Origin of the sequence: Pseudomonas karstica (assembly GCF_009707515.1) — a bacterium.
Taxonomy (GTDB): Bacteria; Pseudomonadota; Gammaproteobacteria; order Pseudomonadales; family Pseudomonadaceae; genus Aquipseudomonas; species Aquipseudomonas karstica.
The window spans coordinates 81,551-100,548 of the sequence record NZ_WLYI01000012.1 but is presented as its reverse complement, the minus strand read 5'-3'; the positions used below and the strand labels follow the sequence as shown (position 1 = coordinate 100,548).

General features: G+C 55.9%; 21 protein-coding genes, 1 tRNA gene and 1 pseudogene. 9 read left to right on the top strand and 14 right to left on the bottom strand.

The window, feature by feature from the left end:
• The first annotated feature begins 71 nt into the window (after positions 1-71).
• Positions 72-881 carry a response regulator transcription factor gene (locus tag GIR22_RS10950; RefSeq protein WP_154743339.1) on the top strand — a complete coding sequence of 270 codons (810 nt, stop codon included), beginning with the start codon at positions 72-74 and terminating at the stop codon, positions 879-881.
• 5 nt (positions 882-886) lie between these two features.
• Here GIR22_RS10950 and GIR22_RS10945 read toward each other — a convergent pair whose 3' ends face one another.
• Positions 887-1,363: a PA2171 family ribosome-binding persister protein gene (locus tag GIR22_RS10945; protein WP_154743338.1), complete on the bottom strand. Its 477-nt coding sequence runs from the start codon at positions 1,361-1,363 to the stop codon at positions 887-889.
• A 293-nt stretch (positions 1,364-1,656) separates the two neighbouring features.
• Entirely contained in the window at positions 1,657-3,378 is a 1,722-nt protein-coding gene (gene dhaL, locus GIR22_RS10940; RefSeq protein WP_154743337.1) for a dihydroxyacetone kinase subunit DhaL, read from the bottom strand.
• A gap of 865 nt (positions 3,379-4,243) precedes the next feature.
• Between dhaL and dhaK the strand changes: the two genes are divergently transcribed.
• The 4 genes and pseudogenes from dhaK to GIR22_RS10920 all read left to right on the top strand — a co-directional run.
• Complete coding sequence (gene dhaK, locus GIR22_RS10935; RefSeq protein WP_154743336.1) at positions 4,244-5,233, top strand: dihydroxyacetone kinase subunit DhaK; 990 nt, start codon at positions 4,244-4,246, stop codon at positions 5,231-5,233.
• 110 nt (positions 5,234-5,343) lie between these two features.
• The gene (locus GIR22_RS10930; protein WP_154743335.1) at positions 5,344-6,054 is read left to right on the top strand and encodes an MIP/aquaporin family protein; all 711 of its coding nucleotides are present in this window, start codon (positions 5,344-5,346) and stop codon (positions 6,052-6,054) included.
• A 255-nt stretch (positions 6,055-6,309) separates the two neighbouring features.
• On the top strand, positions 6,310-7,329 hold the full coding sequence (locus GIR22_RS10925) for a LacI family DNA-binding transcriptional regulator (protein ID WP_154743334.1): 1,020 nt from the start codon (positions 6,310-6,312) through the stop codon (positions 7,327-7,329).
• Positions 7,330-7,381: 52 nt separating this feature from the next.
• Positions 7,382-8,032: pseudogene (locus GIR22_RS10920) on the top strand (tyrosine-type recombinase/integrase); the annotation flags it as partial.
• A 69-nt stretch (positions 8,033-8,101) separates the two neighbouring features.
• Here GIR22_RS10920 and GIR22_RS10915 read toward each other — a convergent pair.
• From GIR22_RS10915 to thrS, 9 genes are all read right to left on the bottom strand, one after another.
• Positions 8,102-8,178: transfer RNA gene (locus GIR22_RS10915), tRNA-Pro, on the bottom strand.
• A gap of 91 nt (positions 8,179-8,269) precedes the next feature.
• Positions 8,270-8,626 carry a MerR family transcriptional regulator gene (locus tag GIR22_RS10910; RefSeq protein WP_093414414.1) on the bottom strand — a complete coding sequence of 119 codons (357 nt, stop codon included), beginning with the start codon at positions 8,624-8,626 and terminating at the stop codon, positions 8,270-8,272.
• Positions 8,607-8,909 (bottom strand): integration host factor subunit alpha, encoded by a 303-nt coding sequence (gene ihfA, locus GIR22_RS10905; RefSeq protein ID WP_002553164.1) that lies wholly within the window; start codon positions 8,907-8,909, stop codon positions 8,607-8,609. Before ihfA ends, GIR22_RS10910 begins: the two co-directional genes overlap by 20 nt.
• Positions 8,910-8,912: 3 nt before the next feature.
• Entirely contained in the window at positions 8,913-11,291 is a 2,379-nt protein-coding gene (gene pheT, locus GIR22_RS10900) for a phenylalanine--tRNA ligase subunit beta (RefSeq protein ID WP_154743333.1), read from the bottom strand.
• Between the two features lie 26 nt (positions 11,292-11,317).
• Positions 11,318-12,334 carry a phenylalanine--tRNA ligase subunit alpha gene (gene pheS / locus GIR22_RS10895; protein ID WP_047229332.1) on the bottom strand — a complete coding sequence of 339 codons (1,017 nt, stop codon included), beginning with the start codon at positions 12,332-12,334 and terminating at the stop codon, positions 11,318-11,320.
• 109 nt (positions 12,335-12,443) lie between these two features.
• Positions 12,444-12,800, bottom strand: coding sequence for a 50S ribosomal protein L20 (gene rplT / locus GIR22_RS10890; RefSeq protein ID WP_002553161.1), 357 nt, complete (start codon positions 12,798-12,800; stop codon positions 12,444-12,446).
• 28 nt (positions 12,801-12,828) lie between these two features.
• Positions 12,829-13,023, bottom strand: coding sequence for a 50S ribosomal protein L35 (gene rpmI / locus GIR22_RS10885; protein ID WP_002553160.1), 195 nt, complete (start codon positions 13,021-13,023; stop codon positions 12,829-12,831).
• 59 nt (positions 13,024-13,082) lie between these two features.
• Entirely contained in the window at positions 13,083-13,634 is a 552-nt protein-coding gene (gene infC, locus GIR22_RS10880; RefSeq protein ID WP_169857083.1) for a translation initiation factor IF-3, read from the bottom strand.
• Positions 13,634-15,556 carry a threonine--tRNA ligase gene (gene thrS / locus GIR22_RS10875; RefSeq protein WP_154743332.1) on the bottom strand — a complete coding sequence of 641 codons (1,923 nt, stop codon included), beginning with the start codon at positions 15,554-15,556 and terminating at the stop codon, positions 13,634-13,636. Before thrS ends, infC begins: the two co-directional genes overlap by 1 nt.
• Positions 15,557-15,644: 88 nt before the next feature.
• Between thrS and GIR22_RS10870 the strand changes: the two genes are divergently transcribed.
• From GIR22_RS10870 to GIR22_RS10860, 3 genes are all read left to right on the top strand, one after another.
• Positions 15,645-15,839: a hypothetical protein gene (locus tag GIR22_RS10870; protein WP_154743331.1), complete on the top strand. Its 195-nt coding sequence runs from the start codon at positions 15,645-15,647 to the stop codon at positions 15,837-15,839.
• 82 nt (positions 15,840-15,921) lie between these two features.
• Complete coding sequence (locus GIR22_RS10865) at positions 15,922-16,236, top strand: hypothetical protein (protein ID WP_154743330.1); 315 nt, start codon at positions 15,922-15,924, stop codon at positions 16,234-16,236.
• Positions 16,237-16,525: 289 nt separating this feature from the next.
• Entirely contained in the window at positions 16,526-16,738 is a 213-nt protein-coding gene (locus GIR22_RS10860; RefSeq protein ID WP_047571823.1) for a cold-shock protein, read from the top strand.
• A 72-nt stretch (positions 16,739-16,810) separates the two neighbouring features.
• Here the strand turns inward: GIR22_RS10860 and GIR22_RS10855 are convergent, their stop codons facing one another.
• Complete coding sequence (locus GIR22_RS10855; protein WP_154743329.1) at positions 16,811-17,131, bottom strand: I78 family peptidase inhibitor; 321 nt, start codon at positions 17,129-17,131, stop codon at positions 16,811-16,813.
• A 143-nt stretch (positions 17,132-17,274) separates the two neighbouring features.
• The gene (locus tag GIR22_RS10850) at positions 17,275-17,580 is read right to left on the bottom strand and encodes a hypothetical protein (RefSeq protein WP_178122198.1); all 306 of its coding nucleotides are present in this window, start codon (positions 17,578-17,580) and stop codon (positions 17,275-17,277) included.
• Between the two features lie 137 nt (positions 17,581-17,717).
• Between GIR22_RS10850 and GIR22_RS10845 the strand changes: the two genes are divergently transcribed.
• Complete coding sequence (locus GIR22_RS10845; protein WP_154743327.1) at positions 17,718-17,930, top strand: hypothetical protein; 213 nt, start codon at positions 17,718-17,720, stop codon at positions 17,928-17,930.
• 33 nt (positions 17,931-17,963) lie between these two features.
• On the opposite strand, the gene GIR22_RS10840 is transcribed toward GIR22_RS10845, so the two are convergent.
• Positions 17,964-18,992, bottom strand: coding sequence for a nucleoside hydrolase (locus tag GIR22_RS10840; protein WP_154743326.1), 1,029 nt, complete (start codon positions 18,990-18,992; stop codon positions 17,964-17,966).
• Positions 18,993-18,998: the final 6 nt, after the last annotated feature.

Here is an 18,998-nt window from a genome sequence, read left to right as displayed (position 1 = left end):
GCTAAAGTGGCGGGCACAAGTCCTTGGCAATAATAACAACACATCTGCCCGACACTCAGAGGGAACACGCCATGCAATACTGGCCTTTGCGTTCCGGCCGCAGTGAACACAGCCTTAATATCGGTCACGCCGCCAACCTGCTGGCGAGGATTGGCCTGAACCGCAGCAAATTTCTGGCGGCTGACCTGCTGCAAGTCATCGGCCCCAGCGTGCCGCTGGCCCAGTGCACCATCTTCGCCTATCCGCAACGCCGCAACCCGCAGGTGTTTTCCTTCGCGGACCGGGCCCGGGAAGTCTCGCTGCCGATGATTTCCAACAAATACGTCCAACGCTTTCATGACCAGGATGGCAACCGGCAGGCCATGAACAAGTGGGGCACCGGCGAGAGCACCATAGTGCAGCGCCAGTCCATCGACGACATTGCCCATACCGAGTACCGGCGCATCTGCTATGAGCAGCCGCAGATTTGCGAACGGGTGGCCTTACTCACACACTGCGAAAGCCATTGCTGGCTATCGGTGAACTTCTATCGTGGTCGTGAACATGGACACTTCTGCGAACAGGAAATGGACTATCTGGAAACCATCGCCCCACTGCTGGTTCAAGCAGTACGCCTGCACTACCACGCTTACCTGCAAGCCAACGAGATGCCTCTGCTGCTGACAGAGCGGGTGATAAGACAGCAGCACGTTGAACTGACCGCCCGTGAACAAGAGCTACTGCGCCTGATGGTGACCGGCCATACTGTTGAAGAGATTGCCGAGCGACTGGGCGTACGGCCCATCAGTGCCGCGACCTACATCAAACGCTTGTACCGCAAGCTGGGTATCAGTGGTTTGCGCGAGCTGTTCGGGCTTGCCACCCGAGCGGAGTGGGCTTGAGCGGCCTAAGCGGCTAGCTTCGAAGCGCTCAGGTTTTTTTTAAGTGATGCCTTCATTTCCAGCATCTGCCCGCCAAGTTCGTCAAGCTTGGCCTTGCCTAGAAGCTTTTTGGCCTGAGGGAACATTTCTGTTTCCTCCTCCTCAATGTGGTGCTCCAGCAGCTCTTTAAGCACTTTCGCGCGGCCGGCGAACTCGGGGCTGCTTGGGTCTGTCCCCTTCAGGTCTGGCAGGACAAGCGAGTCAACGGTTCGATGCTCTTCCTTGGCCTCATAGTACATCTCGTCTTGCTCCTTACTGCCAGCTTCCTTGAAGGCTGGATAGAGAATTTGCTCCTCAAGCTGGGTATGGATGGTGATCTCCATCTCAAGCTTGTCTAGAAGCTCGGTACGCTTTTTTACGGCCCGCTCTGTGGACTCGCTCAACTGGGTCAGGATAGCTTTGACTTTTTCGTGGTCGGCTTTTAGAAGATCAATGGCGTTCATTTTTTGCCTCACTATCACGGTGTGGAGTCTGCCGATCTTTGCCGGCGCCTCATGAATGTACGAATAGCTGACGCATTTGCCGTGCCACTTTTAAAAACCAAAAAACTTACTATTGTTCAAATAGTTAGGTGTGGTGATGGCGAATAGGGCTCATGCAGCCTGCCCGAACAGGGTTTTGGCGCGATGCATATAGCCAGATTGAGGGGGGTCAAATCGCAGGCAAAGAAAAGCCCACGATGGCTGCCGAGGGCCTCTAAACGATTTAACGGGCGCTACGGTTGCTCCCTGGATGATCAACGACCGGGGCTTTCCAGGGCCGATACGATGGCTTTAGTCCAGACGGTCACGGCGTAGGCACCGGGGTCCACGTGCCCCAGAGCTCGTTGACCGATATACGAAGAGCGACCTTTCAGGGGCATCATATTGCGTGTTTCTTCTGCACCTTTCGAGGCGGCGGCGTCGGCCTTTTTTGCAACGCCCACAGCCTCAAGCTCATCGGGGCATGCGTGCAAAGCCAAGGCTGCTGGCAGTAGCGCATCCAACATCGTCCTGTCGCCAAGACTGGCATTTCCGAGATTGACGATTGCGTCGCAGCCCGCCTGGAAGGCGTTGGCCCAGCTTGACACCGCGTTCAGATTACCGGCCCCGGATAACGCAACTCCGGCCCGCAAAACAAAGACCGCATACAAGGGGCCGGACGTACCACCCAATGCGCGGCGCAAAATGGCCGAAATTTGTTGGAGAGCGATTGCCGGCCGATCAAGGTCCAGGATGCCGAGTGAATCTTCAATTGCACGTGCGCCGCGGGCCAGGCTGATACCTATGTCGCCATCACCGACCACGGAGTCCAGCTCCGTCAAGACTTCTTCCTGTTGGCGTAAAGCTAGGGTGACCGACTGCAGAATGGTCTTGAATTGCCTGGCATTGTCGGAGGACCAGGCGCCTGCGATCGAAGCGGACTCTGCAACGGGACCTCTACAAGGCTGACGCGAAATGGTCCGGGCCGGTTCTGTCATCCCGTGCCAAGCCGTCGCTTCAGTAGGCGCTTGCAGACGTAACATCAGGGGGTCATCGACACGCATAAGGGAAATCGAGCAGCCCGCCATTTCCAGTGCGGTGAGAAAGGTGCCGACCATGACAGCTTCGACCTTGAGACCGTGCTCAATGCATCCCAAGAGTGCCCGACGGGCGACAATGTCCAACTCCTGTGCGGGCGTGGCACCCAGGTTATTGACCATTAGCACCACGCGCTCACCCGCCTGCAAACGCCCTTGGTCAATAATCCTGTCCAACAGCGTCTTAATCATTTCATCGGCACGCTGGATAGGACCTCGGCGTACGCCACTTTCACCGTGGATACCAAGACCATACTCAACTTCGTCATCTTCGATTTTGAAGCCCGGTTTACCGGCGGCCGGTACGGTACAGGCGCTTAAGCCCAAGCCCATGCTGAACAGCCCGGTGGCGGCTGTTTCAACTTCACTCTTCACCTGAGAGAGGGAAAGCCCGGCTTCGGCGGCGGCACCCGCTACTTTATGAATAAATACAGTGCCTGCAATGCCTCGACGACCAACCAAACCGCCATCATTGTCCAGGGCGACGTCATCACCCACCACGACCATCTCAACCAGGACACCTGCGGTACGAGCAATTTCCGCGGCCAGTCCGAAGTTGAGTCGATCGCCAGTATAGTTTTTGATGATCAACAACACGCCAGCGGGGCCGGCGACAGCCATAATTGCGCTGAGAACTGCGTCCACGCTCGGCGAGGTAAACACGGACCCGGCGACCGCAGCGGTGAGCATGCCATGCCCCACGTAACCGGCATGAGCAGGCTCGTGCCCCGCTCCGCCACCCGAAACAATACATACCTTATTGGCAGCGGCAAGCGCCTGAAAGTCTCTGCGGACTACGATGTTTTCACCTTCCAGGAGCATTAGATTCCGGTTGGCCAACACAGCGCCTTCCAGCATGTCCTCGACGACGGAATTTGGGTCATTGATGAGTTTTTTCATGGCGGTTTTCCGTTGACTGTCACTCACCTGGTTATGCCGGTCCGGAGAACTACGTAGGCAGTCGCCGGGCAGAGCAATCACCAGAGGTGACCAATTTTTATTAGACGGCGGGATCAACAAACCACTGCTGATCCTGCAGATACCTTAAAGCGATGCAAGCCTGGAAAATATTACTACTCGAGGTTCGTGCAACGTTCGGATTGAGACAGGATCATGTCCGAACCTTCCATCGCCAAGAGGCTTAGAGGAGATCTCCACAGCCAATCAACGTGTCGCCGAGCACAACAATGACGTATTAAATTTTTAAAAACAAATCATTTTAGGTAAAAATATCATCACTTAGTCGTCACTGGCGTCGTCACCTCCTTCAGACCAACTGTTTACCCACGCAAAGTCATGGGCAGCCGGTTCTTGTCAGTGCGGGTCGTTGACGTGGATGTGCCGCCTGCGAAAACGAGGTGGGCTCCATGAAAAAACAGGTCCGTGAGATTGTATTTGATGACAACTGATGTAATATCAAAAAACTAAGCCATCATTACACGACAAAAGTATAAGCTCGAAAGCCCAAACAGTCGCAGCATGCGCTGTGGGGCTGATAAGGGCACAGGAAAGAAGTAAAGGCATCACCAGGATAATGAGCGCACTGCCTCCTCGTCGTAGAACGACTGGGATGAGGTGGCGAGCAACGGCGATTTTCTTCTGTGAGGCCTTGCTGAGCAGGCTAGGGAAGTGGCACACGGCATGTGGTCAATGCGAGACATGCTTGTTAAGAAAGAGAGTGCATAATTTCTCTGTGAGCGGTCGCCCGGCTGCCTTTCAGTCGCGTGTCAACAGATGACGAAGTCACTCCAAGGATAAAAAAATAATGAAAAAATTTATCAATCACGTTGACGATTTCCTCGTCGAAACCCTATCTGGCTTCGCGTCTGCACACTCGGACCTGACCGCCCTGAACTTGCAGCCGACATACCTTGAACGCAAGGTCCTGACCCCCGGCAAAGTCGCCCTTGTTTCGGGTGGAGGATCCGGCCATGAACCCCTTCATATCGGTTTTATCGGACGCGGCATGCTGGATGCTGCCTGCCCTGGCGAAGTGTTCACCTCGCCCACCCCTGACCAGATGATGGCAGCTGCGCAAGCTGTCGATACCGGCGCGGGAGTTCTGTTCATTGTGAAGAATTACTCCGGCGACTTGATCAATTTTGAAATGGCATCCGACATGTCCAACTTGGCAACGGCCACGGTACTGATCAATGACGACGTCGCTGTAGAAAACTCAAGATACACGACCGGCCGGCGTGGTTTGGCCGGTACCGTCATCGTGCAGAAACTAGTCGGAAGCCTAGCCGAAACGGGAGCGGACCTGGAGCACTGCAAAGCGTTCGGTGACCGGGTCAACAAGAATACGGCATCAATGGGTGTTGCTCTGACAAGTTGCATCGTCCCGGAAGCAGGAACCACCACATTCGAAATCGGTGACGATGAAGTCGAAATTGGTGTGGGCATACATGGCGAACCTGGGCGTCGTCGCGACAAACTAATGTCTGCAGACGCCATTACTGCCGAGCTACTGGAAGCCATTTGCAATGATCTACAACCCGCTCAGGGCTCTGAAGTCTTGCTGGTTGTCAACGGACTCGGCGCTACCCCCCTCAGCGAACTCTATCTGCTCTTCAACTGCGCACAGAAGTGGCTCGACAAAAAAGGGCTGTCAGTGAGCCGCTCGCTTGTTGGCAACTACACGACTGCTCTCGAAATGGCTGGCGCATCGTTCACGCTTTGCATATTGGATGAGATGACCAAGGAACATTGGGACAGTCCGGTGCACACCGCTGCGTTGCGATGGGGTGCCTAGGCTTTTAGCCCAGCGCCTCCGCGCAAAAGTATATGGGGCTTCAAGTAAAAACTCATTTGCGCCAAAGATATTTTAACCCCTAAAACAACAACAATATTGGAGATATCGACATGACACCCCTGCTTGGAGAATTCATCGGCACCGCACTGCTCGTGCTTCTCGGTAATGGCGTCGTTGCTAGCGTGATATTGGCTCGCTCGAAGGCGCTAGGCGGTGGCTGGCTCCTTATCACGGTTGGCTGGGCAATGGCTGTATTTATCGCGGTATTCTGCGCTGCACCTTACAACAGCGGCGCGCATCTCAACCCAGCGGTAACTGTCGCACTCGCCATGACTGGCAGGTTCCCCTGGGCCGAAGTTCTGCCCTATATCGGTGTACAAACGGTTGGCGCGGCGTTTGGCGCATTGCTTGTCTGGGCCGCGTACTACAAACAGTTTGGCGAAACCAAGGATGCAGGTACAAAGCTCGCGGCATTTTCTACCGGCCCCGCAGTGCGTAACCTCCCTGCAAACATCATATCGGAAGCGGTAGCCTCGTTCGTCCTTGTCTTCGGCATTCTGCAACTGGCGAGTGCCAGTATCGGGCTTGGCGCACTGGATGCCTTGCCTGTTGCGCTACTGGTGATGGGAATAGGCGCGTCTCTCGGTGGGGCCACAGGTTTTGCCATTAATCCAGCCCGCGACCTCGGGCCTCGCATCTTGCATGCGCTGTTACCGATCCAGGGTAAGCAAGGCAGCAACTGGAGTTATGCCTGGGTGCCGGTTGTAGGTCCGTTCGTAGGGGGTGCACTGGCGGCCCTGCTGTACCAAGCGCACATTTAGAATGTTGGTAAATGGCGGCATTTCCATGCATCGTTGCGCTCCCCACTTGATCAGTTCCTGATGGGGAACCTGCGATGCTGTCGCGCCACACGATGGTGTTATATTTGAATATTCATCATTTCCACATCAGCCCACGAAAGTCCGAACGAACGCAGCTAGCGTTTCGATCACTTTCAGGCCGAACAACCGAAGCCTTTTAATGAAAATGCAACCAATCGACAAATCCCTCTCAACCCCGACAAAGCAGGGGCACTGATGGCAGCCACTCGAGTGAGCATTGCCCGGCTTGCTGGCGTGAGCGTGGCAACAGTCGATCGGGTCATTCGCAACGACTCTGCGGTCCGTCCAGAAACTGTCGAGCGTGTCCAAGCTGCCTTGGACAGCTTGCGTAATACCCGAGCCAGCCGAGGACGACCCGCCAAGCACACATCCATAAAAGTGGCGTTCGTGATGCCTGTAATCAGGTCAAAATTTGTCGACAAGGTTGAACGCGATATTGCCCTCTCAGCCAGCTTCTTTAGAGAGCACCGGATTACGCCATCCTTCTACCGTTGTGACTTCTCCGATAATGTGAAAACCGCACAGCTCTCAGAGTCCTTGCGCGGGTATGACTCCGTCGTGCTTTTACCATTGGATTATCCGTGGGTGGATCAATTCATCGACACGTGTTGCGAGGTAGGGATACCGGTGATAACGGTTTTTTCGGATCGACCGGCGAGCCGACGCGCACTGTTTCTAGGCGCTGACAACCGGATGATGGGGAGAACCGCTGGACTGCTGATGGGCAAGTTCACTGCAGGCAGATCTGGCACCGTCATCATTCTGTCTGATTCATCACGTCTTCCGGACCAGAGCGAACGCAGGACCGGTTTCGAACAAATTCTGGAAGAGGATTTCAAACATTTGCGCTGGGCGGTGGAACCCGACTTCCCCACGGATGAAGAAGAAGCCTATGTAGCGCTAAGAGACGCGCTTCCCCGCTACGCCAACGTTACCGGGGTCTATGTAACGCGAGATGGTGCAGCAGGTGTGGCAAAGGCGTTGGAAGGCTTGCCATCAGAATCACCGGTCGTGTTCATCGGGCACGGCATTTCTGACTCGACACGTGCATTACTGACGGCTGGCGGGATGGACGTAGTACTTGATCAGGACTCCCGCGGGGTGGTGCATGCCGCAGGGCTTGCCGCGCTCAATCTGGTTAATGACGTCCGTGGCTTGGCGGGCTCGGTTAGACAACCCATCCAAATCTACTTCCGTGAAAATGCGAATGCTTGAAGATTGTGGTCTGAACTCGCCCTAGAAATTTAACTGTCATAGTAACCACGAATACCCGCTGTCATGGGATGAGCAGTCAATGCTGTTCGCCGAGCTGCCGGACCACCTGCTGAGGATGGCCCTCTACAAGGTGAGCACTGGCTGCCGGGAACAGGAAATCTGCAAGTTGAGGTGGGATTGGGAGATACGTGTGCCGCCGTTGAACACCAGCGTGTTTCTGATACCTGCCGGGTTCGGCGGGCGAAGTGAGAAAGCCGGGGTGAAGAATGGCGATGAGCGCCTGGTGATCCTGAACAAGGTGGCCATGTCGATCATCGACAATCAGCGCGGCCTACACCTGGTATTCCCATACGGGCAGCCAGATCAATTCGGGCCAACGGCAATGCATCGAATGAACGACTCGGCCTGGAAGAAAGCCAGGGTGCGCGCAGCGGATAAGTGGGAAAAGACCCATCAAGCGCCAGCACACCCTGGGTTTAGATCGATCAGGATTCACGACTTGAAACACACCTTTGGCAGAAAGCTACGTGCAGCAAGCGTGACAGAGGAAGATCGCAACGCGTTGTTGGAGCATAAGAACGGTAGCATTACGAGCCACTATTCTACCCCGGAGCTGCAACATCTGATTGAGGCTGCGAACAAAGTATCAGAGACCGACTCTCGCGGGCCGGCCCTAACAATCTTGAGGAGGAAAACGGGATGATCCCCCGCAAAAGTCCCTACGCATGAAAAAGCCCAACTCGCTAAAGTTGGGCTAAGTCATTGAAAAATATGGTCGGGACGGAGTGATTCGAACACTCGACCCCTAGCACCCCATGCTAGTGCGCTACCGGACTGCGCTACGCCCCGACTAGGCGTGAAACTGGGTTCGCTTCAGAAAGAAGCGATCAGGAATATACCGCAAGCTTTTGAAATGTGGAAGTATTTTTAAAAGCCTGAATTATTTTTTCAGGACCACCAGCACATCTTCCAGTTCCGAGATCATCTGGCGGATCAGTTGTTTGTATTGGGTGGTGTCGTCTTTGGCCTCATCACCGGACAAACGCAAGCGCGCACCACTGATGGTGAACCCCTGGTCGTACAGCAACGCACGGATCTGTCGGATCATCAGCACATCCTGGCGCTGATAATACCGACGGTTCCCAGTGCGTTTGACGGGGTTGAGTTGAGGAAACTCCTGCTCCCAATAGCGCAGCACGTGCGGTTTGACCGCACACAGCTCGCTGACTTCACCAATGGTGAAGTAGCGTTTGCCCGGGATGACGGGTAGTTCGTCGTTATGACTTGGTTCCAGCATAAGCCTCAACTCGGGCCTTCAACTTCTGCCCTGGACGAAAGGTGACCACACGGCGAGCCGTGATCGGGATTTCTTCTCCCGTTTTTGGATTGCGGCCAGGCCGCTGACGTTTGTCCCGCAGGTCAAAGTTGCCGAAACCGGACAACTTGACCTGTTCGTTGTCTTCAAGAGCGTGCCTGATTTCTTCAAAAAACAGCTCGACCAGTTCTTTGGCCTCGCGCTTGTTCAGGCCCAGCTCTTCATACAGACGTTCCGCCATCTCAGCTTTCGTCAAAGCCCCCATACGTCACTTCCTTAACGTGGCGTTCAACCTTTGTTCGAGCGAGGTGAGGATATTTTGTGTCGTGGTATTCACCTCATCGTCATTAAGAGTGCGCGATGGATGCTGCCAGGTCAAGCCAACTGCAAGGCTTTTTCTATGCGGATCAATGCCTTTACCCTGATAGACGTCAAATAGCCTGAGGTCCGTCAGCCATTCCCCTGCATTTTCACGGATTACGTCCAGAACAGCACTGGCCGCTACTTCGCGATCGGCTATCAGCGCCAGGTCACGTCGTACTTCAGGGAAACGCGACAACTCGCTGAATTTCGGCATTTTGCCCGAGGCTACTTCAGCCAATACCAGCTCGAAAACGAAAACCGGACGGTCAAGGCCGAGGGTTTTCGATAATTCAGGGTGAATAGCGCCGACGAAGCCTACCAGGCGACCGTCCCGCTCGATACGCGCGGTCTGGCCCGGGTGCAACGCTGGATGACTGCCCGGGGCAAAGGTGAAGGCATCCAGTGCACCGGCAAAGCCCAGCACCGCCTCCACGTCAGCCTTGACGTCGAAGAAGTCCACGACATCGCGACCTTGCGCCCAGCCTTCCGGCAAGCGGCTACCACAGACCACGCCAGCCAGCATCGGCTCTTGCTTCAGGCCTTCCAACTGACCAACGAACCGCAGGCCGCTTTCGAACATGCGCACACGGTCTTGCTGACGGTTCAGGTTATGGGAAAGCGCTTTCACCAGACCTGGCCACAGGGACGAGCGCATGGCGGCCATGTCGTTGGAGATCGGGTTGGCCAGCAACAGCGGTTCGACGCCCGGATTGAACAGCTCGAACTGTTTCGGATCGATGAAGCTATAGGTCACCGCTTCCTGATACCCACGGGCTACCAGCAGGCGACGCAATTCAGGCAGATGCGCTCGCGCTTCGGCCTTGGGCTGCGGTGCCAGCCGGGCTTGCGGGTAACGAACCGGCAGACGGTTGTAGCCGTACAGACGGGCCAGCTCTTCAATCAGGTCCACTTCCAGGCTGATGTCGAAGCGATGGCTTGGCACTTCTACGCGCCACTGCCCTGCCCCATCAGCACTGATGCCCAGGCCGAGAGCCGACAGCAGGCGCTCGATTTCAGCGGGCTCAATGACCAGGCCGAGCATTTGTTCAACACGTGAGGCGCGCAGGGTGATCGGGGCAATCGACGGCAAGTGCTGCTCGCTGACGGTCTCGATGATCGGGCCAGCTTCGCCACCGGTGATTTCCAGCAGCAGGCCAGTGGCGCGCTCCATGGCTTCACGGGCCAGTTGCCAATCCACGCCACGCTCGTAGCGGTGCGAAGCGTCGGTATGCAGGCCGTAGGAACGAGCCTTGCCAGCAACAGCGATCTGGTCGAAGAAGGCACTTTCGAGGAATACGTCGCGGGTGGTCGCGGACACACCACTGTGCTCGCCCCCCATCACGCCAGCAATCGCCAGGGCCCGGGAGTGGTCAGCGATCACCAAGGTGTCGCTGCGCAGGGTGACTTCCTGGCCATCAAGCAGGACCAGCTTCTCGCCTTCCTCGGCCATACGTACGCGGATGCCACCGTTGATTTCGGCGAGATCGAATGCGTGCAGCGGTTGACCCAGCTCCAGCATCACGTAGTTGGTGATGTCGACAGCAGCATCGATGCTGCGCACATCGGCACGGCGCAGGCGCTCAACCATCCACAGTGGCGTTGGCTTGGACAGGTCGACGTTACGGATGACCCGGCCCAGGTAACGTGGGCAGGCAGCCGGAGCGAGCACTTCGATCGAACGAACTTCATCGTGGACCGCAGGCACTACCGCTACCACCGGACGAGTGACGGTCGCAGCGTACAACGCGCCCACTTCACGAGCCAGGCCGGCCAGGGACAGGCAGTCGCCACGATTCGGGGTCAGGTCGACCTCGATGCTGGCGTCTTCCAGTTGCAGATAGGCACGAATGTCCTGGCCCACTGGCGCGTCGGCCGGCAGTTCCATCAGGCCGTCGTTGCCCTCACCAACCTGCAGTTCGGCCTGGGAGCACAACATGCCGTTGGACTCGACGCCCCGCAGCTTGGCTTTTTTGATCTTGAAGTCGCCCGGCAGTTCGGCACCGATCATGGCAAATGGGATCTTCAGGCCCGGGCGCACGTTCGGCGCTCCGCACACGACCTGGAAGGTTTGCGCGCCATTGCTGACCTGGCACACACGTAATTTGTCGGCATCAGGGTGCTGCTCGGTGCTCAGCACCTCTCCCACCACTACACCGCTGAAAATACCGGCGGCCGGCGTAACGCTATCGACCTCAAGACCGGCCATCGACAAACGAGCAACCAGCTCATCGCGATTTACCTGCGGGCTTACCCAGCCACGCAGCCATTGTTCACTGAATTTCATCCTGCTCTCCTAAAGGTTCGTTACGACTAGCGAAATTGCGCGAGGAACCGCAAGTCGTTGTCGAAGAACAGACGCAAGTCGTTCACGCCGTAACGCAGCATGGCCAGACGCTCAACGCCCATGCCGAAGGCAAAGCCCGAGAACTCTTCCGGGTCGATCCCGGACATACGCAACACGTTGGGGTGAACCATGCCGCAACCCATGACTTCCAGCCAGCCGGTCTGCTTACAGACGCGGCAGCCTTTACCGCTGCACATCACGCATTCCATGTCGACTTCAGCGGACGGCTCGGTGAACGGGAAGTACGAAGGGCGAAAACGCACGGCCAGTTCTTTTTCGAAGAACACCCGCAGAAACTCTTCGATAGTCCCTTTCAGGTCGGCAAAATTGATGTCGCGATCAACCAGCAAGCCTTCGACCTGGTGGAACATCGGCGAGTGGGTGATATCAGAATCGCTACGGTACACACGGCCTGGGCAGACGATGCGGATCGGCGGCTGCTGCGATTCCATGGTGCGGACCTGTACCGGCGAGGTATGGGTGCGCAACAGCATGTTCGCATTGAAATAGAAGGTGTCATGCATCGAACGGGCCGGGTGATGGCCTGGGATGTTGAGCGCCTCGAAGTTGTGATAGTCGTCTTCGACCTCAGGGCCTTCGGCGATGCCGTAGCCGATATGGGTGAAGAACTGCTCGATACGTTCCAGAGTCCGGGTAACCGGATGCAGACCGCCTGAGGTCTGGCCACGGCCAGGCAGGGTCACGTCAATGGACTCGGCGGCGAGCTTGGCCGCAAGATCGGCCTCCTCGAACAACGCCTTGCGCGCATTAAGAACCTCTGTGACACGCTCCTTGGCGACGTTGATCAGCGCGCCGACTTGCGGACGCTCCTCTGCCGGCAAATTCCCCAGGGTCTTCATCACCTGAGTCAATTCACCCTTTTTGCCAAGGTAGTGAACCCGGATTTGCTCCAGGGCATTGATATCTTCTGCGCTTTGCACAGCCTCTAGTGCTTGAGAGACCAGCGCATCCAGGTTTTCCATGTACAGACTCCAGATACAAAATAGGGGAAGAGCTTGAAGGCTCTTCCCCTATTTAAGACGTTTAACACCCTGGGCCACGGAAGCGGCCCAGGGTGACTGTCGGGGGTACTTAAGCCAAGGTGGCTTTAGCTTTCTCGACAATCGCAGCAAACGCCGCTTTTTCGTTCACTGCCAGATCAGCCAGAACCTTACGGTCGATCTCGATGGAGGCTTTTTTCAGGCCGGCAATGAAACGGCTGTAGGACAGACCGTTAACACGAGCACCAGCGTTGATACGAGCGATCCACAGAGCGCGGAACTGACGTTTTTTCTGACGACGGTCACGGTAGGCGTATTGGCCAGCCTTGATTACCGCTTGCTTGGCAACACGGAATACGCGTGAACGCGCGCCGTAGTAGCCTTTAGCAAGTTTCAGAATTTTTTTGTGACGTTTACGGGCAATGACGCCACGCTTTACACGAGCCATGAGTTACTTCCTCTATTCTTGACTAAAATTAACGAAGGCGCAGCATGCGCTCGACTTTTGCCACGTCAGACGGATGCAGCAAGCTGCTACCGCGCAGTTGACGCTTACGCTTGGTCGACATTTTAGTCAGGATGTGGCTCTTGAAAGCGTGCTTGTGCTTGATACCGTTAGCAGTTTTCAGAAACCGCTTAGCAGCACCACTTTTAGTTTTCATCTTTGGCATGTTCGGTACTCCGCATTCAGTTGATAAACATAATCAGAAGGCCTGCCGTGCCCTATTGATTACTTCTTCTTTTTCGGGGCGATGACCATGATCAGCTGGCGTCCTTCCATCTTAGGATGCTGTTCGACCGAACCGTACTCGAGCAAGTCACCTTCAACTCGCTTGAGGAGTTCCATCCCCAGCTCCTGGTGGGCCATCTCACGGCCGCGGAATCGCAAGGATACCTTGGCCCTGTCCCCATCACTCAGGAAACGTACCAGGTTGCGCAGTTTTACCTGGTAATCCCCTTCCTCCGTCCCTGGACGAAACTTGATTTCTTTAACCTGGATCTGCTTCTGGTTTTTCTTGGCTGCGGCAATCTGCTTCTTCTTCTCGAAGATCGATTTGCCGTAGTCCATCAGCTTGCAAACAGGAGGTACTGCATCGGCGGAAATTTCCACCAAATCGAGCTTGGCTTCTTCAGCCTTAAGAAGCGCGTCTTCAATTGACACAATCCCAAGCTGCTCGCCTTCAGCCCCGATTAACCGAACCTCACGTGCCGAGATATTCTCGTTGATCGGGGCTTTCGGTGCAGCTCGTTTATCTTGTCTCATTTCACGCTTAATAGTAATTACTCCGAATCTGGGCGACCACGCCGGGAAACCGCTTGCGCGAGAAACTCAGCGAACTGGGCGACGGGCATCGAGCCCAGGTCAGCACCTTCACGAGTACGCACAGCGACAGTCTGCATCTCGACTTCCCGATCTCCGATAACCAAGAGATAGGGAACCTTGAGCAAAGTATGCTCGCGGATTTTAAAGCCGATCTTTTCATTTCTCAAGTCGGACTTGGCACGAAACCCGCTTTCATTGAGAGTTTTTTCAACTTCAGCGGCAAAATCTGCCTGTTTATCAGTGATATTCATGATCACTGCCTGGGTCGGAGCCAGCCACGCAGGGAACGCGCCCTCGTAATGCTCGATCAGAATGCCAACAAAACGCTCGAAGGATCCAAGGATCGCCCGGTGCAACATTACCGGGTGCTTGCGACTGTTATCTTCGGAGACGTATTCGGCTCCCAGACGGATGGGCAGGTTAAAATCGAGCTGCAAGGTACCACATTGCCAGACACGGCCAAGGCAATCTTTTAGCGAGAACTCGATCTTCGGACCGTAGAAAGCGCCCTCTCCCGGCTGCAGATCGTACGCAAGGCCCGCGCTATCAAGGGCGGCGGCCAATGCAGCTTCGGCGCGGTCCCACAAATCGTCGGAGCCGACGCGTTTTTCCGGACGAGTGGACAGCTTCATTTCGACTTCGGTAAAGCCGAAGTCGCGATAAACATCCATGGTCAGCTTGATAAAAGCAGCGGATTCGGCCTGCATCTGCTCTTCAGTGCAGAAGATGTGGGCGTCGTCCTGGGTAAAACCACGTACACGCATGATGCCGTGCAAGGCACCCGATGGCTCGTTACGGTGGCAGGCACCGAACTCGGCCAGGCGCATCGGCAGCTCGCGGTAGCTCTTCAAGCCCTGGTTGAATACCTGCACGTGGCAAGGGCAGTTCATCGGCTTGATGGCGTAGTCGCGGTTTTCCGACTGGGTGGTGAACATGTTGTCGGCGTAGTTGGCCCAGTGCCCGGACTTCTCCCACAGGCTGCGATCAACTACCTGAGGCGTCTTGATCTCCAGGTAACCGTTATCCCGCTGAACCTTGCGCATGTACTGCTCAAGCACTTGGTACAGCGTCCAGCCGTTCGGGTGCCAGAACACCATGCCTGGCGCTTCTTCCTGGAGATGGAACAGGTTCAGGCGCTTGCCGATCTTGCGGTGGTCGCGCTTTTCGGCTTCTTCGATGCGCTGGATGTAGGCCGCCAGTTGCTTCTTATCAGCCCAGGCAGTGCCGTAGATCCGCTGCAACTGCTCGTTCTTCGCGTCGCCGCGCCAGTAAGCACCCGACAGCTTGGTCAGCTTGAAGGATTTCAGGAAGCGCGTATTCGGCACGTGCGGACCACGGCACATGTCGACGTATTCTTCGTGGTAATACAGGCCCATGGCCTGCTCGTCCGGCATGTCTTCCACCAGGCGCAACTTGTAGTCTTCGCCGCGGGCGGTAAACACGTCGATCACTTCGGCGCGTGGGGTGACCTTCTTGATGACGTCGTAATCTTTCTCGATCAGTGCGTGCATGCGCTGTTCGATGGCTGCCAAGTCGTCCGGAGTAAAAGGACGCTCATAGGCGATGTCGTAATAGAAGCCTTCTTCGATGACCGGACCGATGACCATTTTCGCCGTCGGGTACAACTGCTTGACCGCGTGGCCAATCAGATGCGCGCAAGAGTGGCGAATGATTTCCAGCCCCTCTGGATCCTTGGGCGTGATGATTTGCAGGCTCGCGTCGCCGGTGATCAGGTCGCTGGCGTCAACCAGCTTGCCATCGACCTTGCCGGCCACGGTGGCCTTGGCCAGGCCTGCACCAATGGATGCGGCGACCTCGGCTACGGAAACCGAATGATCGAATGAACGTTGACTGCCGTCGGGAAGAGTAATAGTTGGCATGGCGCCTCCTCTCCTAGTGGTGACCCCTACCAAAGGTCACGTGGGTTGGGATGAGCCAGTACAAGATCCAATACCAGGCCGTTCAGTGATGAACGCCTGCCTTACAGCGGCAGGAGCCTTTCGGCCAACCGATAATCGAACCAGAGTGACTGGAGTTAAACAGAAGATCATGGCAAGGCGGCAAATGGCACGCCTGGAAATTGCCAAGCGCAAGATGCTAGCACAGATGAACGGTCATCGCGCCGACACCATTCCAGGCAAGAACAAAATCCCGATTTTATAACTGCAAAAGTGAACTTGAGCTGTACGTCGGGCCTCAAACCCACTGAGAATCGCCGTTCGCCCTCGACTCAAAGGAGCATTTCATGATGCGTTTTACCTCGACCCTCGCTCTCGCCGCTTCCCTGACCCTCGCGTCCCTCGGCGCACAGGCAGCAGCCCCGTCGAACTGGCCAGCCGGCGCCCGTGACAGCTTCGTTAATGACTGCAGCACAGCCGCCAGCCAGAACGTGGACGTGAAGACCGCCAAAGCCCACTGCGAATGCGGCGCTGACAAGATCAATGCCGAACTGAGCACTGCGGAAATCAAGGAACTCATGACCAACCAGAACGCCAGCCAAGACCTCAAAAACAAGGCGGTCACGGCTATTTCGTCCTGCAAAGTCGTGAAGAAAAAGTAACCTCGACCACCGTTCAGGCTGTTTTTTTGACGAAAAAATAGCCTGAAAACTGCCTTTTCTCACAAATTGCGCAGCTTTTACGGCTTTTTTTACCAGCTGATATTTCGCACAAAAGCCCCGTAGATCGGGGCTTTCAGCCAGGCAAGGCATGAAACACAACGCGATTGATTAGCAAACAATGCCTTGGGGGGGCTCCCAAGCCGAACATTTCGACTATGATAGCCCGGTGTGCCCAGTTGGCCTGAGCAGCACAGCACTACTGAAAATATATGTTTCTTGGAGATACACCATGTCTAATCGCCAAACCGGCACCGTTAAATGGTTCAACGATGAAAAAGGCTTCGGCTTCATCACTCCTCAAGGTGGCGGTGACGACCTGTTCGTACACTTCAAAGCTATCGAAAGCGACGGTTTCAAAAGCCTGAAAGAAGGCCAAACCGTTTCCTTCGTGGCTGCGAAAGGCCAAAAAGGTATGCAAGCTGAGCAAGTTCGCGCTGAGTAATTTCTCCGCGAATTAAAAAACCCCGTCCATGTGACGGGGTTTTTTATGGGCGCTGCGAAAGCCGCTTGCACATCAGCCGCAATTGACGCGGGTGATCACCAGATTATCGTCAGTATTGAGATTCAGGCGGTCGGAGCGATACTCCAGGGTGATCATGTCGTTGGGCTTGAGGATTCGCGCGTTCTGCGCGCCAGCGCGCGTACGGGCCTGCTCCAGTAGCTGGGGCGAAGCTTTCTGGCCAATGGTGAACTCGGCAGCTTTCGCCTCACAGCGGCTATGGCCTGAGTCAGACGCCGCAGCGTCTTTGGCCGGCTCAGAGGTACCTGGGGTGCTACAGCCAGCCAAAACGAGCGCAGCGAACAAGGTACCGAATGATGCAAGCTTCCAAGGCATGAAGCCTCCTTTGAGAAAAATGGACAGAGATCGTGCGACAGCGGTTTCGAGAATAGGTTTCAGAAATGTAACTGTGCCCGGCAAGTCTGCCTGACTCGACGCCTGGTCTTTGTGAAACAATCGTCACCAGATATGAACGAATATTAGTAGATGTCAATGTAGTCGAACGGCGGATTTGGCCAGTTCTGCTTGAGTGCATTGAAAATCTGCATTACCCACACTTCATCACTGGCCGCCACGTTGCCGACATAACCGGACCCGGCCGCCCACGTCTCGAGGCGAAACAGCAGCCCGTCGATATCCACGCCTCCCACCACACCCGAAGATAGATAGGCAATGCCACCCTTGGTGACCCGCAACTGGGTGTGAACATTGTCGCTGGCCGATGCAAGCAACTGGCGAACAGCCTCCAGCGTCAGGCTCTCGGGGTTGTTCAAATCGATCTGCACGCGGCTTTTCCTGGCAATTAAACAGGGCAACAGTGTCGCACAGCCCTCCCCCCATGCCTAAGTAGCAGTGCCAAATGCCGCGCAAAATGCTTAACTCTGCAGGCTAGACGACGTCCAACCAGACCCGCGAGACCCCCATGACCACCGTAACCCTCCATGCTGACATCAAAGCCAAGTGGCCCCAAGGGCAAAGCTCCTACAGCCCCGGAAGCCCGGAAGAGCTGGCAATCATCGGCATAGACCTGCTGGTCAAGGAGCTGGGAACCCAAGCTGCGCAAGCGTTCATCGACCAGGTATTCGAGAAATACCCGGCCGATCATATGGGGGCGCAAGACCCCGAACGCGAATAAGACCCGGCCGACAGGCGTCGACCGGAAAACAGCTTACTTCAGACGCGCAAGGCGCTCGGTCAACAGGTCGAAGAAGCCTTGGGCGTCGCCGTTTTCAACCCAGAACACATTCTTTTCCTGCTTCAGGCCATCGTACCAATCGACGATGGTCTGGCCGAAGGTCGGGCCTTCACGGCTATCCACTACCATATTGGCCTGGCGCCCGCTGAACAGTTCCGGCTTGAGCAGATAGGCGATCACGGTGGCATCATGCACCGGCCCCCCAGGAATGCCGTAGTGCTCCATGTCACCCTTGACGTATTCATTGAGAATATCGCCGACGACCTTGCTGGCGTTGTTCTTCAGGCCAGCGATTTTCTTCAGGCGCGCTTCACTGGTCAGGACCTTGTGGGTCACGTCCAGGGGCAGGTAGGTCAGTTTGACACCACTCTTGAGCACAATTTCTGCCGCAATAGGATCTGCGAACAGGTTGAACTCTGCCACCGGCGTAATGTTGCCACCGTTGAAGTGCGCCCCGCCCATTACCACCACTTCCTTGATGCCTTGGGTGATTTCAGGTGCCTGGGTCAGCGCCAGGGCCAGGTTGGTCTGTGGGCCAAGCATGGCGATAGTGATGCTGTGGGGCTTGGCAGTGCTCAGGGTCTTGATCAGGTAGTCGACGGCATTACCCTCGGCCAGGCCTTTTTTGGGCTCATGCACAGCGACACCGGAAATGCCTTCCTTACCATGAATATTCTCAGCATATATCGGCGTGCGCAGCAGCGGCTTCGGTGCACCGGCATAGACCGGGATTTCCTCACGCCCTGCCCACTCGCGGGCCAGGCGCGCATTGCGGGACGTCTTGTCCAGGCGCACGTTGCCGGCAACCGTGGTCAGTGCGCGAATGCTCAGTTCTTCCGGGGATGCCATGGCAAACAACAGCGCAACCACATCATCGGCACCAGGATCGGTGTCGATGATCAGGTCGATTTTTTCCGCCGCCTGGGCGTTTGCAGCAGTTAGCACGGACAAAAGCAGCACACTCCGGAACAGTTGTCTCAGGGTTTGGGTACCAGGTTGCATGACGCA